This is a genomic window from Urechidicola sp. KH5 (assembly GCF_054661455.1).
The window spans coordinates 1-19,536 of sequence record NZ_BAAFSW010000002.1 but is presented as its reverse complement, the minus strand read 5'-3'; the positions used below and the strand labels follow the sequence as shown (position 1 = coordinate 19,536).

General features: G+C 35.6%; 6 protein-coding genes. All 6 read left to right on the top strand.

Features of this window, described 5'->3' with window-relative positions:
• Entirely contained in the window at nucleotides 1-720 is a 720-nt protein-coding gene (recO, locus tag ACYQ5R_RS04665; protein WP_460189757.1) for a DNA repair protein RecO, read from the top strand.
• Complete coding sequence (locus ACYQ5R_RS04660) at nucleotides 720-3,170, top strand: TonB-dependent receptor plug domain-containing protein (RefSeq protein WP_460189756.1); 2,451 nt, start codon at nucleotides 720-722, stop codon at nucleotides 3,168-3,170. Before recO ends, ACYQ5R_RS04660 begins: the two co-directional genes overlap by 1 nt.
• Before the next feature lie 194 nt (nucleotides 3,171-3,364).
• On the top strand, nucleotides 3,365-4,204 hold the full coding sequence (locus tag ACYQ5R_RS04655) for a tetratricopeptide repeat protein (RefSeq protein ID WP_460189755.1): 840 nt from the start codon (nucleotides 3,365-3,367) through the stop codon (nucleotides 4,202-4,204).
• A complete protein-coding gene (locus tag ACYQ5R_RS04650; protein ID WP_460189754.1) occupies nucleotides 4,201-7,596 on the top strand; it encodes a choice-of-anchor D domain-containing protein in 3,396 nt (1,131 codons plus the stop codon). The genes ACYQ5R_RS04655 and ACYQ5R_RS04650 overlap by 4 nt, the downstream gene beginning before the upstream one ends.
• Before the next feature lie 220 nt (nucleotides 7,597-7,816).
• Nucleotides 7,817-13,441 carry a LamG-like jellyroll fold domain-containing protein gene (locus tag ACYQ5R_RS04645; RefSeq protein ID WP_460189753.1) on the top strand — a complete coding sequence of 1,875 codons (5,625 nt, stop codon included), beginning with the start codon at nucleotides 7,817-7,819 and terminating at the stop codon, nucleotides 13,439-13,441.
• Nucleotides 13,442-13,818: 377 nt separating this feature from the next.
• Nucleotides 13,819-19,536 (top strand): immunoglobulin-like domain-containing protein (locus tag ACYQ5R_RS04640; protein WP_460189752.1); only part of this gene is annotated, 5,718 nt, incomplete at its 3' end.

Sequence of the window (19,536 nt, the reverse complement as noted above, 5' to 3'; positions counted from 1 at the left end):
ATGGCGAGTACTACCAAAGCCATTGTAATTAATACAGTTAAGTACGGTGAGTCTAGTTTAATTGTCAAATGTTATACTCAAGAGAGAGGCATGTCTTCTTACATGCTAAAAGGTGTAAGGGCTTCAAAAAGAAAGAAGAATAATATTGCTTATTATCAACCATTAAATCAGTTGATAATAGAAGACAATTACAAACCTTCAAATACACTGAATCATATAAAAGAAACCCAGTTCAGTTATCAATATCAAAACCTTTATTTTAATGTTTATAAGCAATCAATTTCTTTTTTTCTTGCAGAAGTCTTAGCGAATTGTTTGAAAGAGGAAGAAGCAAATAAACTTTTGTTTGAATTTCTTACAACTGCATTTCAATGGTTAGATACACATGACGATATTTCGAACTTTCATTTATTGTTTTTAATTCAGTTGACTAAATACCTTGGTTTTTATCCAATTCAAAATAAATTTAACTATGAGTATTTCAATTTATTAGAAGCTACTTACACCCCTAAAAAATCTTTAAAATATGGAATAGAGGGAGAACAACTTTCATATTTTAATCGATTGTTGGGCACAAATTTTGATACAATTTCAAGTATTAAAATGAGTCAAAAGATGAGGCAAGAAATACTTAGTATATTAATTCAATATTATGAATTACATTTGACTGGATTTAGGAAGCCGAAATCTTTAGAGGTGTTAAAATCAATATTTAATTGATGATCAGAGTATTTACGCTAATTTTCTTGCTAACATGTTTGTCTAAAAGTTATGCTCAACAAGTAAAGGTTGTTGATTTTGACACACAACTTCCTGTTTCTGATTGTACCATTTATAATGACCTAGAAACGAAAATGGTAGTAACTAATAAACAAGGCCTTGCAGACATAACGATATTTAATGACATTGAAATATTGACTTTTCAGCATGCTACCTATATAGAATTGGATATCCTAAAGAAACACCTTGTTAATTCTAATTTCAAAATCCAATTGTATAAAAAGGCAGAGTCATTAGACGAGGTTGTATTATCTGTCGGTAGACAAAAAGAATCAAGAAGTCGTATTGCCAAGCAAGTGGAGATCAATAGTGAATACAGTATTCAAAAATTGGCTCCTCAATCAAGCGCAGATTTGTTGGCACGATTTCCAGGTGTTCGTGTTCAAAAATCGCAAGCTGGTGGTGGTAGCCCTGTTTTAAGGGGTATGGAGGCAAATAGAGTACTTCTAGTTGTAGATGGTGTTAGAATGAACAATGCGATTTACCGTTCAGGGCATCTTCAAAACAGTATTACTGTGGCTCCTTCTATATTAGAGCGTACTGAAGTTGTTTTTGGTCCAAGCTCTGTTATTTATGGTTCTGATGCCCTTGGAGGTGTCATTCATTATTATACCAAAACTCCACGGCTTTCTGAAGAACCGAAAACAACACCGTCATATATGAGTAGGTATAGCACTATAAATGATGAATTTACGAATCAGGGCGCTTTTGAAATTTCATTTAAAAAATGGGCATCATTCACAAGTTTTACTTACTCAAAATTTGGCGATAGTAAAATGGGTAAAAATCGAAATCACGGATATGATGATTGGGGTAAAGTTTTTCAATATTCCAACAATACAGAAACATATTACAATCCCAACCCAGTTGTTAATTCAGATCCCAATATTCAAAAGAATACAGGATACGAGCAATATGATTTTTTACAAAAACTGTATTTTGAGTTAACACCAACTAGTGACTTATCGTTAAATTTTCAACATTCAAACTCATCAATTATTCCAAGATTTGATCGCCTTACAGAATATAGTGATGGTGAGTTAAAATTTGCTGAGTGGTATTATGGCCCTCAAAAAAGGTTGCTTGCTAGTGGGCAATATCAATTTGCACCAAATAAAAAATGGCTGCAAAAAGGAACAATTACGGGTGCGTATCAAAAAATTAATGAATCTAGAATAAACAGAAAATTCAATAGCCTAGATAAAACATTTAGATATGAGCATGTTGATGTTTACAGTGTGAATGGAGATTTTAGTGTGCCGTTATCTAAACGAAGCAACAGGAACTTATCTTATGGGTTTGAAGTTGCACATAACAATGTTTTTTCGCGTGCAGAGGGAAATACTCTGTTCGTAGACGGAAACGATGTTTTAGGTTATTCAGGCAGCTTTAATGTGCAAACAAGATACCCAGATGGTGGAAGTAATTATACAAGCGCGGCGGTTTACACAAGTTATCGTCAAGACATAAGTCAAAAAGCCACTTTAAATACAGGTATTCGTTTTACAAACACCAATTTAAATGCAAAATGGATAGACGAATCCTTTATTACTTTGCCAGATGATAATATTCATGTAAACAACTCAGCTTTAACCGCAACTATTGGGTATGTCTACAAGCCAACCTTAAATTGGCAAATAAACACTGTATTATCTTCCGGCTTTAGATCTCCTAATATTGACGATATTGGAAAGATTAGAGAAAAAGGAGGTTTTGTTACAGTGCCAAATATTCATTTAAAACCAGAATATGCCTATAACGCAGAGTTAGGAGTAATCAAATATTTTAATGAAAAGAATTGGTATTTAGGAGGCAATTTGTTTTATACATTATTAAACAATTATATCGCAAGAGCCCCTTATTGGGTGAATGGGTCGCCCACTATTATTTATGATGGCGAGGAAGTTGAAACAGTTGCAAATCTGAATCATGGCAACGCATATATAACGGGAGTCTCATTGAAAATGGATGGTAGGTTTTTAAAGAATTGGCGCGCAAAAGGGAGTGTGACATATACAAAAGGAAGAGGCTACGACACAAATGAACCGCTATCTTCAATCCCTCCAATATTTGGAAACATAGAGATAAATTATAGTAAGAATAAATTTGAAGGCGGCATTTTTTTCATAGTTAATGGGGAGAAAGACATTGAAGATTTTAATTTAATCGAGGGTATAGATAATGTTGATCAATCCCCAACAGATAGTAACGGCAATTTTGTTGGCACACCAAGCTGGAACACATTTAACTTATACGCAAAATACAAGATTAGAAAAAACATTGCTTTGCAAATAAATGCAGACAATATTTTTGACAACCACTATAAGGAGTTTGCATCTGCAATTAGCGGAATAGGTCGAAACTACAGTTTTTCTATATTCATTAATTAGAGTAAATTTTATAAATCAGTTTTATTAAATTCTCTTGAATGAAAGACTCGTTTATAGTCTAGTTAAAACGTACGAAATCATATATAGAAAGCAATTTTTTATAAATAAACAACAAAAACAGCTTAATTTTTGTATGTTTGACTTTGATAAGAATAGTTAATCTACTTTATTTTAACCCTAAAACGAATTATGTTTTGATTACAATTAACCCCAAAATTGTAATAAGCACTATCATATGCTGTATTCTTGCAAATCTCTCATTTGCCCATGGAGAACTTACGGCTCGTATTAATGAGAAAACTAAACAGATTAATAAAAACCCACAAGATGCACTTCTTTATTTTGAACGAGGTTTTTTACACGAACAACACGAAGATTATAAAAAGGCGATTAACGATTATTTAAAGTCAGAAGCATTGGGGCTTTTTGATAAGAAACTTTACTTTAGAATTGGAGAAACTTACAAACTTTTAGATGAATATAACTTAGCACTTAAGGCTGTTTTAACTTATAAGAAAATAGCGCCAAACGATATTCCCATCTACAAATTGGAGGCGCAGATTTTAGCAGCCATGAATAAGTATAAAAGGTCAAAAGCAGCATATTATAAAGTATTGTTATATTCTTGTGATGTGCTACCTGAAGACATTTTAGAGTTTTGTGATATTGTTTTAGAACAGAATAGCTCAAATTATGATGAGTGTATAAGTATCATAGAAACAGCACTAAAAAGATTAAATGGAAATAGCCTAGTCCTAAAAGCTCGTAGAATTGATTTTTTAATCGCCTCAGGAAAATCTGATTTGGTAATAGATTCTTATAATGAATTTATTCTGACTCAAAAACGTAAAGAAATTTGGTATTTTAAGAAAGCTCAATTTCTCGCCTCAATAAACAATTCTCAAGAGGCAATAATAGCGTTACAGCAATCAAAGCTATCTATACAAATCCTCCCAACTAAATTTAAACAAACTAAAACAATCACTAATCTTTTAAATCAGATTTCTGATTTAGAAAAATCTTTAAATCCATGAAAGCTTTAAAGACATTTAAAAAATTGTTATTTGCTCTGGTTTTTGTTGTAAATCAAATTAATGGGCAATCTACAGTTGTGGTTACGGGTATTTCTAATAACGACAATGATACAGTAGAACAAGATAAAAGCACAGGAAATGTAGTTGCCAATAGTTCTGATTTAGAGTTTTGTTACGATGGAGGTTCACAATTAGTTGGAGTGCGCTTTCAAAATGTGAATGTACCAAAGGACGCTGTTATTACAGAGGCTTTTATACAGTTTCAAGTAGATGAAGTATCAACCGGAGCTGTAACAATTAGAATTTTTGGTATTGATGTGGATAATGCTACACAATTTAATACTGACAATTACAATATTTCGAACAGGATTGATGGCACTATTTCTAGTGCCACAGCCGCTTCAGTAAACTGGACACCCAACGATTGGAATAACGTTGGGGATGTAGGTTTAGATCAGAGAACGGGAAATATAAGAAGTATCGTTCAGGAATTGGTTAATAGAGGTGGTTGGAGCGTTAACAACGCAATGGCATTTGTGTTTGAAGACGAATCGAACTCTTTAAATAAAAGAACTGCTGAAAAAAGTGCAGCGAATACCTTAGAATTGCATATCAGTTATGCAATAGGTCCGCAAGAAATAGAGGTTTTAGGGAACAATGTAGATATTGAAAATAACGACAATACACCAAGTTTGCTAGATGATACAGATTTTGATGTAGTGAGTATTGGTCAATCAGCGATTAAAACATATACGATTCAAAACATAGGTTCCCAAACATTGAATTTATCGGGCATTTCAGTAACGGGTGATGCAGAATTTCAAATGAGTACATTGCCCAATAAATCAAGTTTAGATGGAGGGGAATCAACAACCTTTTCTATTTCATACACACCAGCAATAAATGGAGTAATAAACACTGCGAATGTTATTATTAATTCAGATGACACCGATGAATCATCGTTTAATTATTCAATCCATGGAGAAGGAATTGTATCAAATGCAGAAATAATCATTCAAGATGCTTATGCTACAAGTATCACCAATGAAAGCGCTAATAGCCCTAGCTTAATAAATAGTACAGATTTTGGAGGGACAGATGTTTTTACTTCAACCTCCAAAACGTATAGGATAGTAAATACCGGTGCAACGGATTTATTAATAGGTACAGTATCAAGTTCTAATAGTGATTTTGTTATTTCCCAGATACCTATTGCTTCATTAGAACCCAATAACGTAACGACGTTTGAGATAACCTTTTCTCCTGTTGAAATTGGACAAAGTTCTTCAGAAATTACAATTATTAATAATGATTCAGATGAAAATCCATTTACTTTTACCGTAAAAGGAGATGGATATTCTTCTCAACAATTCCTGTTTGCAGGTGATGTTTGGAATTATTATGATGATGGAAATACTCCACCAAGTAATGGAGGTTATAATTGGACAGAAATTGGGTTTAATGATAGTAGTTGGAGTTCAGGTAATGCAGAATTAGGTTACGGTGATGGAGATGAAACAACTTCCGTTGATAATAGGGCAGAAACAGTATATTTTAGAAAATCATTTAATGTTTCAAACCACACTTCGTTTTCAAGTTTAAACTTAGAAGCCATAAGAGACGATGGAATGGTTGTCTATTTGAATGGAAATGAAGTATGGAGAAACAACATGCCAAGTGGCCCTATAAGCTATGATACTTATGCAAATGCTACAATTTCTGGTTCATCAGAGAATAGTTGGATTCAAACAAATGTTTCTAATTTATTAGTAACAGGAACGAATATTGTTGCTGTTGAGGTACATCAAAGAAGTAGTTCAAGCTCAGATATAAGTTTTAATTTTAGACTATCTGCATCTAGTGCGCCAAATAATAATTCTACTGTAAGAGGTCCGTACTTACAGATGGGTACATCAAATAGTGTTGTTATTAGATGGAGAACTGAAACTCCAACCGATACCAAAGTGAATTATGGAACCACATTAGGAGCCCTAAACCATAGTGTTTCTAATACCGCATTAAGCACAGATCATGAAATAGAATTGATCGGGTTAACTCCTAATACAAAGTATTATTATGAAATTGAGGATGCTGGGGGAGTATATGTTACTCAGAATATAGATATGTTTTACCTAACTGCACCTTTAGTAGGTACAACCCAATTTGTAAGAGCTTGGATATTGGGTGATGCGGGAACTGCAAATCAAAATCAACGAGATGTGAGAGACGCTTATTACAACTATGCTCAGAGTGCCGTTAATAATCCCAATCAAACAGATATGATGTTGTTTTTGGGAGATAATGCTTACAACAGCGGAACCGATTCTGAGTATCAAGCGGCATTTTATGATGTATACGATAAAATGTTATCCAAATCAGTTGCATGGTCAACGCTGGGAAATCACGATGGATATAGCTCAGGAGATAATTCTAATGGCCTACAAACTGGTCCATATTATAGTATGTTTACATTTCCAACGGCAGCTGAAGTTGGTGGCGTTGCTTCTGGTACAGAGGCCTATTATTCTTTTGATTATGCAAACATTCATTTTATAGTTTTAGAATCGTACCATAAAGAAAATAATGCTGCCCAACTTACGTGGTTAGAAAATGATATTGCCTCTACTACTCAAGACTGGATAGTAGCCTTATATCATCACCCATCATATACTAAAGGCTCTCATGATTCTGATGCTGAAGGAGATTTAGAGGATGTTCGTGCTAATTTTTTACCAAGATTAGAGGCGGGAGGTGTAGATTTGGTGTTAAATGGTCATTCACATTCTTATGAACGTTCGTATTTTCTAAATGGGCATTATGGTAAATCAAATACGTTCAATTCTGTTTCTCATACTGTTGGAGTTAATGGCGATTTATCGGGTAAAGCAGACACAGCGGATGGGGCTTATTCAAAAGACGTTACAGATGCAGATGGCGCCGTTTATATAACTACTGGATCTGCAGGCAAAATTAGTGGAGGCTCTCTAAACCACCCTGCGATGTATGCTTCATTAAACAGACTAGGGTCTTGTGTAATGGAGATTGAAAATATTGTAGGAGGTCAAAAGTTAACGGTAAAATTTATTAGAGAGAATGGAGCTATTGACGACTATTTCACAATTGAGAAATCTGGAGTTAATTTAGTTTTAGGACTTGAAGACCAAGCCCTTGAAAATGCTCTAGTGTACCCTGTGCCTTCAAATGGGTTTTTAAATATTGACCTTAATTACTCGGAAAAGTTAGAAAAAGCAAGATTTTACAATGCAGTAGGATCTTTGGTAAAAGAAACGAATAAAACGGAAATCAATGTGAGCAATCTTAAACCAGGTGTTTACATGTTAGAAATTACTTCAGACAAAAACACCTACTACAAATCTATCATTATTAATTAATTGCGTTTGCACCGCCCTTGCGTTTTAAATAAAAGGGCCGCATAAACGAACAAAGCGCACGATTATTTTAATAAACGGTATAAAAATTTTTATTTTTCCATTTTATTTTGTTAATTAGCTACACCTAACCCATAATAAATAGCATACTTCCAACTAAAATGTGGTTGATTAATAGTTAATCAACTTAGAGTTTAATAATCTCATAAGAACCCCACTTGTTATGAAAACAACTACACATTTTAAAAAAATCCTAAGTACGGGTTTATTGTTGCTAAGTTTTGTAACAATAATTAGTCAAACAACAATAGATAATGAAAACTTCAACACTGGTTGGGGTATTTGGAATGACGGAGGTGGAGATTGTTTTAGAGTAGACGGTAATGGGCCAAACGGTAGTTGGTCAATTAATTTACAAGACAACTCAGGAAACGCATCTGCAATGACCTCAAATAACATCGATATTTCAAGTTATATTGCAATAGACTTCACATTTGATTTTAGAGCAGTTGGCATGGAAACTGGAGATGATTTTTGGATCCGTTATTTTGATGGCGCAACATGGCATACTGTAGCAGCACTTTCTAGTGGCACAGACTTTAATAATGACACAAATTATACGAGAACGGTTAGCTTAAATGCAAGTTCATATGTCTTTAGTCCAAATGCTAGATTTAGAATTCAGTGTGATGCAGGGACTAATAATGACGATATTTATTTAGATAATATCCATATTAAGGGATATACCTTATCTGCTAATCCGGAGATTATTGTTTCAGGCCTAGGGAATGAAATTGTTGGAGATGGTTCAAATTCTCCGGACGCTTCAAACAATACAGAATTTGGTATGCACGCAGTTTTAGGCATGCCAATTACACATACTTTTAGCATTGCGAATTTTGGAGCACCCGACCTAAATTTAACCGGAGGAGCACCATATGTTACAATTTCTGGAGATATAGCAGACTTTACATTAAGTAGTGTTCCAAATGCAGCAATACCCTCTGTGAATACTACAACATTCGATATTTCGTTTAATCCTACAGCTACAGGGCTAAGATCTGCAGTTGTAACGATTTTAAATAACGATCCAGATGAAAGCTCATATACATTTAATATTAGTGGGTCTGGAGCTTTAATAGAGGCAGGAGGAGTTTGGTCTTATTTAGATGATGGATCAAACCAAGGAACAGCATGGTACGATCCGACTTTTGATTATAGTTCATGGGCCACCGGGAATGCGGAATTAGGATATGGTGATGGTGATGAAGTAACCACTGTGTTTGACGGTAGAATTAACGACCCAAATAGTAGAACAACCTACTATAGAAAATCATTTACAGTATCTGCAACAGATGCGGCCAATGCAACATTAGTTATGAATGCTATTAGAGATGATGGTATGGTAGTTTATATAGATGGAAATCAAGTGTGGAGCAATAACATGCCAGCAACTTTTGATTATGATACAGATGCTACTGGAACCGTTGCAGGTGGTGACGAGTCTACTTGGGTGTCTAAAAAGATAATTAATCCATTTACAGCCCCAGGCACATATGAAATTGGTGTAGAAATTCATCAAGTAACAGGCACAAGCTCTGATACGAGTTTTAATTTTGAAATGTTCACTAATAATGATTATGTGTTTGTACCTCCAGCTGCCCCTGATGTTGATAATGATGGAGTAGCAGACTTTATAGATAGTGATGATGATAATGATGGAGTTCCTGATATCGTTGAAGGTTGCTATACTTCAAATTTTGAAGGATTGAATTCTACTGGAGTAACTTCAAATGAAGAAACAATTACCGGAACAATTAACGGGAATTCTTTAACAATGGATGATGGTAATATTTTAAACTTCAGTACGGTAGGAGCGTTTAATAGAATTACAAGTTATTTTGCTGGAGAACATGGTTGGGCAGTAAGAGTTCATGGCCCTGGAACCCTTGGGACTTTAACATTTGATTTCCAAGATGATGTTGAAGGCCTGTTTTTTAAGCTAGTCGATTTCGATGAAAATGAAAGATGGACAGTTAACGTTTATGATAGCTCTAACAATTTAATAGACTTAACTACAAGCAATAACATCTATAAAATAGGTAGTTATATCACGCAAACAGGAAATACATTTTATGACCATTACTACGGTACAGCTGGCAATAATAATGGAGATGCTGTATTAAGCGATGACTTTGGTTCAGTATATTTTTATTTTCCATCCACTGCTATCAGTAGAATTGAGTTTGTTGTAGATCAACCAGATAGTTCTACAATACGTATCGCTGCGATGCATTATTGTGGATTAGACACCGATGGTGATGGAGTTGACGATTATTACGATTCCGATAGCGATAACGATGGTATTCCAGATTTAGTGGAGGCAGGAGGGGTTGATACAGATGGTAACGGTATTATTGATGTGCTAACAGATACCGATGCAGACGGATTGCCAGACGCATATGATATTACTCCAAATGTATATTTCGCAGAAGAAATAACAACACTTTATGATGATGATTTTGATCGAGATGGTTTAAAAAGTAGAATAGACCTCGATAGTGATAACGATGGAATATTAGATATAATAGAAGCAATGGGAGAAGATACAGATGCTAATGGTATGTTAGATGCTTTTGTCGATATAAACTCAGATGGATATCATGATGCTTTTGATGGCCCTTCAGCTTTAATGATAACAGGGGCAGATACAGATGCCGATGGAGTGCCAAATGTATATCCAACGGGTGATATCGATGGTACAGGTAGGCCCAACTTTATGGATATTGACTCTGACGATGATGGAATAACCGATAATACTGAGGCACAAGCAACAGGAAGCTATATCAACCCTGCTAATTCAGATGCTGATTCAGGAGGAACTACTGATGGGATTGATGATAATTATGATTCTGACAATGTAAATTTTGGTGGGTCAGGAATAATTCCTGTTGATACAGATTATGATGGTATACCAGATTATTTAGACACCAACTCTGATGAAAACGAAGAAGACGATATTATTGAGGGCCATGATTCAGATGGCGACGGTGTGGCAGATGCTGGTTCAAATTCAAATAGTGGTGTTCCGAATGGAGCAGATTCAGATGGCGATGGTTTAGATGATGGTTTTGACAATAATACAAGCGTATTTGACCCAACAAATAATGGATTAAACCCCGACTCTCATCCAATTGTTGATGGCGGTACAGATCGAGATTGGAGATATACGGTAATCTATTTAGATTTTGATGGAATAAACGACCATATAGACTTTGGAGACAGTCATAGAATAGAGAGTGTTTATTCTTTTGAAGCATGGGTTATGCAAGAAGTTAGCCCTGCTTTAGAATATGGAACCATAATTTCTAAAGGAGATGTAAATGCAGGTAGTTTGAGAGGCTATCATATGGGAGTCCGTTCAGATAATAGGCCAGAGGTGGTCTGGTATAACGCCTCTGGAAATACTGTTTTGAATCTTATTTCTCCATATGCAATAAATAATAATAGATGGTATCATTTCGCATTTGTTTATAATGGTTCTGATGCTATACTATATATCGATGGTGTTGAGGTAAATAGAGTTACGCCAAGCGAATTGCCTTATGTAGGAACAGAAAAATCTATTATTGGAGCGATATACGATAGCTCTACTCCTTCGGCCCCCAAAAACTTTTTTAACGGGGCAATAGATGAAGTGCGTTTTTGGAAATATGCACTTTCTCCGGAACAGATTCGTCAAATGATGAATCAAGAAATTATGCAAAGCGGATCAAATGTAAGAGGGGTAGTTGTTCCAGAAAACATAAAAGGTGGTATACAATGGTCAGATTCAGATGGTTACTATAATATGAATGGCGATAACGCTCAAGACTTATCATCAAATACATTTAATGGTATACCAAGAAATACGACAACATTAATGCCGCAAACAGCCCCAATTCCATATACTACAATTAGAGATGGAAATTGGGAAGACACCTCTGCCACCACTCCTTGGACTTATGGAGATACAGTATGGGATGCTCCAAATAGTTTAAGCATAGATGGTGTTACCAAAATAGACTGGAATATAGTTTCTTCTTCGCACAATGTAGTTGCAAATACAGATGTAAAAGTCTTAGGCTTTATTTCTAACTCTATAGTTTCAGATGTTACAGAAGAGAATATCACAGACTCGAATTTAATAGTTGGACAAGACGGAAACGATTACCAATTAAATATATCTAGATATTTAAAACTTGATGGAAAAATAGATTTAAAAAACGAATCGCAGTTGATTCAAGGCCCTGAGAGTATTTTAGACCTAGATAGTAGTGGATATATAGAAAGAGATCAACAAGGCACACAAAATAGTTTTACTTATAATTATTGGTCATCGCCTGTGGCAAGCAGGTCTACCACAGTAAATAATGGTAGTTTTACTGTAGAAGAAGTGTTAAGAGATGGCTCAGACCCAGAAAACCCGAACACAATTGTATTTGAACCAACAGGTAGTGACCCATATTTTGCAGATGGAGCTTTAACCTCTCCTAGGCGTATTGCAACATATTGGTTATGGAAATTTGTAAATCAAGGCAGTGCATATGCCAATTGGCAACATATAGGGCATAACAATACCTTAAACCCAACAGAGGGATTCACTATGAAAGGAACTTCTGGAGCGAGCGGAATTACTACTGAACAGAATTATGTTTTTAGAGGTAAACCAAATAATGCACCAGAAGGTCGTGATTTAATACATACGACATTCTCTGTTCCTTCAGACCCTAATAATCCTTATATTTCTTTGGTTGGAAATCCTTTTCCATCAGCAATCGACGCAAATCAATTTATTAACGACAATGCTACATCAACCACTCAAACATTGTATTTCTGGGAACATTGGGGCGGAGGCAATCACATTTTAGATGAATATGAAGGAGGCTACAGCACCTATACAAAGGCGGGAAGTGTACCAACACCTTCTTTAGCAGCTTCGCATCCAGATGTGAGTCAGATTGGCATAGGTTCTAAATTGCCGGGGCAATACATTTCTGTAGCACAAGGATTTTATGTGCAGGGTAGCGCTGCAGGTGGAGATGTAATTTTTAAAAATAGCCAGAGAGTTTATCAAACAGAGGAGGGGAACCCTAATTCAATTTTTACTAGAACTTCAGGCATTCCAAAAATTCGATTAGGTTTTGATTTACCGAATCACATACATAGACAGATTATGATTTCATTTATTGATGGAGCATCTGATAGCTATGATACCGGTTACGACGCAAGGCCTGCACAAGTAATGGATAATGATGTTATGTTCATTCAAGAAGATAAGCGTCAAGTAATTCAAGCATTTAATAGTTTTATTGATGAGCGAGAAATACCTTTAACAGTAATTGTAGGAGAAGCCTATGATCAAGGTACTGTAAAATTTATGATTGACAGTTTAGAGCAGATAGATAGTTCGATTAATATATTTTTAAAAGACAATGAAAGTAATCAATATTTTGATTTAAGAGAAGGTGTGGCAGAATTAACCATTCCTTCAGGTGAAATTAAGAATAGATTTTCAATAGTTTTTAGATCACAAACGTTAAGTACATCAGAAAATACATTAAACGATTTATTGCGAGTATTTATGAATCGGAAGCAAAATCATATAGAAATATATAATAATGGCACTGTTGGGGTCAAAGAAATGGAGATTTTTAACATTTTAGGCCAAAAAGTATACCATTGGCAGCCAGAATCAGAAGTGTATGACAACCAAAATATAGATGTTACTGAATTAGAAACAGGCGCTTATATTGTGTCATTATCAACCGCTATTGGCAGAATTTCTAAGAAGATTATTAAAAAATAACTACTTCTAAATTTTAATAAGAAAATCAGCTAACACTAAATATATAAGCTAGTTAGCTGATTTTTTATGCGCTATAGCTACCTTCAGAAGATTACCCCCCCCTCTTAATTTCTAAAGGTAAATTTCAATCATGTGTACATATAATCGAATAAAAGCAATTTGCTTGAAGAATTCTTAATTTGTGCTGAAAATCAGTTGATTGTAACTTTACTACAGTTTATTAAGAAAATTAGCCAATACATTTATTTTGCTCTATATAATTCCATTAGTTATATAAATTTATGGTCAAACCTAGCATTTAAGTCCCCACACTTCAATGTTTAAAAGTAAATAGATACTTGATTTGTCAGGATTAAATTGCTGATAATTAAATTGCTATGGTTGTACAAATAATCAACGAGAAAGAAAGAGTGTTTCTAATCCTATTGCTAATAACTAATCTTAGCATAGCTTTTAGTCAATGTTTAGATACAAACGCCCCCACAATTACCCTTAATGGAGGAACTCAGAATATTGAGGCATGCATATCTAATGCAGAATATTGTGCTTCAAACGGTGTAACAAACAACACAGGAACTACTTCCGTTCAATTCAACTCAATTAATAATAGCTCTGCATCGAATTCAGGGTATGCAGATTATACCGGGTCACAATCAACATCTGTAATGCAAGGATCATCACATCAAATAAATGTGAATGTAAATACTAATGGAAATTGGACTAGTCATGTATTAGTTTGGATAGATTGGGATCAAAATAATTTATTTGATGACGGTTCTTATGATTTGGGAACCGCAACAAATGTTACAGACGGTATAACTACATTATCTGGACTTTCCATTACAGTTCCAATGGGTGCAACTTTAGGAACAACAAGAATGAGAGTTACATCGAAATACAATGTTGATCCAGGATCTTGTGATACAGGAATTGATGGTGAAGTAGAAGATTACACTATCTTAGTAATGGGGAGTGCTACAGCTTCAGATATTTGTGATGGAGACATTACCGGAAGTATTGTAATTGATGCTTCTGCCGTAAATACTTCAGTTGTAGGTTCATATCCAGTTTATTATGATGTAGTTGATTCTGATGGCAATTCAGCTCCTCAGGTGACTAGAATGGTAGATGTTGTAGACACAACTATTCCAACAATAACTTTAATTGGTGCTACTCCACAGATCATTAATAATTGTGGTGCTTATACAGAACTGGGTGCTACAGCCAACGACCCTTGTTTTGGAGACATCTCGGGAAGTATTGTTATAGACGCCTCAGCTGTAAACACCTCAGTTGCCGGTTCATATACAGTGTATTACGACGTAGTTGATACCAACGGCAATTCAGCTGCTCAGGTAACCAGAACGGTAAATGTTGTAGACAACACAGATCCAGTTGCACGGGCAAAAAATATTACGATTTCTTTAGATGCCTCGGGTAACTATACCTTAACTCCGGCGGAAGTAGATAATGGTTCAAGCGACGCCTGTGGCATTGCAAGCATGTCATTAAGTAAATCAAACTATACTTGCGCTGATATTGGTAAAAATAAGAACATCATCTTAACAGTAACCGATAACAATGGCAATGTAGATACAGACAAATTTGACGTAACTGTAGTAGATGATCTTGCGCCTACAGTAATTACTCAGAATGTAACATTAACATTAGACACCAATGGAAATGCAACCTTAACAACCGCTATGGTTGACAATGGATCATGGGACAACTGTGGAATCAAAACAATAAGCTTAAGTAAAACCAATTTTGATTGTGACGACATAGCATCTAACCCTAATACAGTTACATTATGGGTTAGAGACGACAGCAACACTTGGTCTTCAGCAACAGCTCAAATTTCGGTAGTCGATACTACTAAACCCACCATAAACTTGTCAGGCGCCAATCCTCAGAACGTAGAACTCTGTGGTAGCTATACAGAATTAGGAGCAACAGTAAATGATAACTGTACAGTTTCTTCAAGTATTAGTATTGATGCTTCTGCTGTAGATATGAATACTTTAGGCACTTATACAGTGACTTATGATGTTACAGATGATAATGGCAATGTTGCTAATCAGGTAACTAGAACGGTAAATGTTGTTGACACGACTGCGCCAATTATTACAATTACAGGAGCAAACCCAATGATAATAGAGGCTTGCAGTGGTTCTTATACAGAATTAGGCGCTACAGCCAATGACCTTTGTTTTGGAGATTATACAGGAAGTATCGTTACAGATGCGTCATCGGTAAATACAACTGTAGTAGGGTCTTATCCGGTATATTATGATGTCACCGATGCTCAAGGAAACTTTAGACAGGAAATCAGGACCGTAAATGTAGTAGATACTACTATTCCAACACTAAGTTTGGTAGGTTCAAACACGCAAATAATAGAATCTTGTGGTGCTTATACAGAACTTGGAGCTACAGCTTCTGACCCTTGTTTTGGGGATATTACAGGAAACATTACTGTAGACACTTCGGGATTAAACACTTCAGTTACCGGTTCTTATACAGTATACTATAATGTTGATGATGCAGAAGGTAACCCAGCAGATCCGATATCAAGAACAGTAAATGTGATAGATACAACAAACCCTACTGTGACAACTCAAGATATTACGGTTACTTTAGATAATAATGGTAACAGAAATATTACAGCGGCTGCAATTAATAATGGTTCATTTGATGCTTGTGGCATAGCAAGTATAAGTTTAGATAAGACCGCGTTTACGTGTTCAGATATTACAACGAATCCAAATGTTGTTACCTTAACTGTAACCGATAACAATGGACTTATATCAACTGGCACTGCAAATGTTACAGTTGAAGACACAACAAATCCAGTTGCACGGGCAAGAAATGTTACGATTCCCTTAGATGCTTCAGGCAACTATACATTAACTCCGGCAGAAGTTGATAATGGTTCAAGTGATGCCTGTGGTATAGCAAGTATGTCATTAAGTAAGTCAAACTATACTTGTGCTGATATTGGTAAAGTTAAGAACGTCATCTTAACTGTAACCGATAATAATGGTAATGTAGATACGGACCAATTTGACGTAACTGTAATAGACAATCTTGCGCCAACTGTAATTACACAAAGTGTAACATTAGCATTAGATGCTAATGGAAACGCAACCTTAACAACTGCAATGGTTAACAATGGTTCTTGGGATAACTGTGGAATTGATGATATAAGTTTAAGTAAAACCAATTTTGATTGTGATGATATCGCAACGAGCCCTAATACAGTTACGTTATGGGTTAAAGACGATAGCAATAATTGGGGATCGGCAACGGCTCAAATTACCGTTGTAGATGCTACCGCTCCGGCTGCACCTGCATTAAGTAACATAACATGGGGTTGTGCATATACTCCAATAACACCAACAGCTAATGATGTTTGTGATGGAGCTATTACTGGAATAACAGCTACAAGTTTTCCTATAACAGCAACAACAGCAGTTACATGGACCTTTACAGATTCTTATGGAAATTCAAGCAATGCCATTCAAACAATTACGATTACGGCTCCAGTAGCATGTACAACAACAGTAGTTCAAGATGTGACATGTGCTGGAGGTTCAGATGGTATCGCATCAGTTACAGGTTCTGGAGGTGTTCCACCATATACTTATGATTGGGGTACTGCAGATCCAAATGCATTAACCGACGGAACACATACTGTTACTGTTTATGACAGTAATGGCTGTTCAAGTACTTGTGATGTAACGATTAATGCGGCAACAGTAATTACTGCAACCATAACAGAGGATAGTGCAGTGACATGTAATGGTGGGTCAAATGGGCAGGCAACAGTAACGCCTTCTGGAGGAAATTCGCCATATGCATATTTATGGAGTAATGGAGAAACCAATCAGACAGCTACAAGTTTAGAAGCAGGATTAAATACAGTAACAATAACAGACAATACAGGTTGTTCTATTATAAAAAATGTAACGATAAATGAGCCAGATTTATTAGTGTTATCGGGATCTAGTACAACAGCACCTTCAAGTGTAGGAGTATCAGATGGTACTGCAACTTTTGGCACAGTAACTGGTGGTACGGCGCCCTATGAATATTCAATAGATGGTGTTAATTGGTTTAGTACAACTACATTTACTGGTTTACAAGAAGCTCCATTTAAGTTTTATGTGCGCGATAGTTTAGGATGCTTTAGCGAAGAAAGAGTTACTGGATATTTCAATTTAGCTGCAGGAGCCTGTGTGATAGATATGGGTAATGATAGCGGTACTTTTACTCCAACGGAAGAAAATAGCTTATGGCCTTATGGCTTGATTTATGAATTGGTGGAAACTCATCAAGTGCCCGTGTATTGGGTTATCAATCCAAATAAGAGTTTTGTGAATGACTCAGATAATGGCAACCCAAATATTGTTAATCAAATTGATATTACCGTTACAGGTACAACTACACAATCTGGTGTTACACCCATAACAAGAAATTTACAAGCAAGTCCTTTTATAATACCTGAGCAATATTTAACACCTACTGTTATTGCCGAATTACAGAGTTGGGAGGCTGAAAACAATACTGGTGTAAATATACATTGGAACTTGAATCAATTAAATGATGTGCCTGTATATGGTGTTATTAAAACTTTGGCCAATACAGTAATTCATCCATTAGGCACTAATAATCCATTAGCCACAGATATTGGACAGGCGTTTTTTGGACCTGCAAGAATACCAGCTACTTCTTTTAGAACCGGTAGAATTGACGAGTTGAATGGATGTGATGAGATTTATGTTATGGGACATCATTCCGAACCTGATAATTGGTCTCAAAACGAAAAAGATTTATTATACGACTATGTATTAAGTGGCGGTAATGTTTGGATGGGTTGTCAAGATGTAAGTAGAGCAGAATCAATAATTACCTCAAATGGAGATCAGTTAAATTTCTTATCGGACTTTGGTTTAATTGCACATGGCAGTCATGGTGGCTGGTCTAATCAAGATGAAGTTGCTTACACTATTTCAACAGCGGGTAACCCTATAATGCAATTTATTGGAGAAATTCATCCTGCATTAGAAGGTGGTGCGGAGCATGTATATTTACCTAAAAAATCTGCTGCTGGAGGCACTACAGGTGCAGGAGGTTGGTTGCCAACTACTGTTACGGCAATTTATGATACAAATCAAGGAAACATTGGACCAACAAATACCTCTAATGGTAATGCCGCAATATTAGCCTATGGGCCCGCATTTGGAAATTCGTTATACGGGACTGTGGTTTATGAAGGGTCTCATATTAATAGTAGTAATGCAGGAAATGCTGTTCAGCATATTGGAGAGCGACGCGTTTTTGGGAATTACTTATTAACGTCTGCGATTAGATATCAAAAAGATGCTGGAGAAGATCAAAAATATGAATTTGCTAGATGTGGTAGAGTCTCTGCAAGATTAAATGCAGAACAGCCAATTAATGGTGGAGGTGTTTGGAGTATTGTATCTGGAGCAGGAGGTAGTTTTGCAGATGTTAATAACCCGAAATCGAGATTCTATGGCGTAGAGAATGAAACCTATGAATTAAAATGGTCTGTAGAATGTGCAGAGGATACAGTAGAAATATCTTTTTCAACAGCGTGTAGTACCATGGATTTTGATGGGGTAGATGACGATGTAACCTTTGGAAATCAATTTAATAGATCTGATGAAAGTGCATTTAGTTTTGAAATTTGGGTAAAACCAAATTCAACAAGTACAGATAAACGCACCATTTTCTCAAAAAGAGATGGAGAAATGGATACTAAGGGTTACGATTTAAGTTTGGTGAATAACATTTTATCATTTAATTGGAACAGCTCAGGTAGTATTACCTCACCTTATCCTATTGGCGATGATAGATGGTATCATGTAGCAGTTACCTTTGATGGTAGTGAATACATTATGTATGTAGATGGTATTGAAATTGTAAAACGTGCAGGAGTAGTACCAACCGACACTAAAGCAGAAGTAGAATTTCTAATTGGTGCGATGGATATGCTTTCTTTACCTCCATATAAACCAGTGAATCATTTTCACGGCTGGGTAGACGAATTCCGAATTTGGAATGTGGCA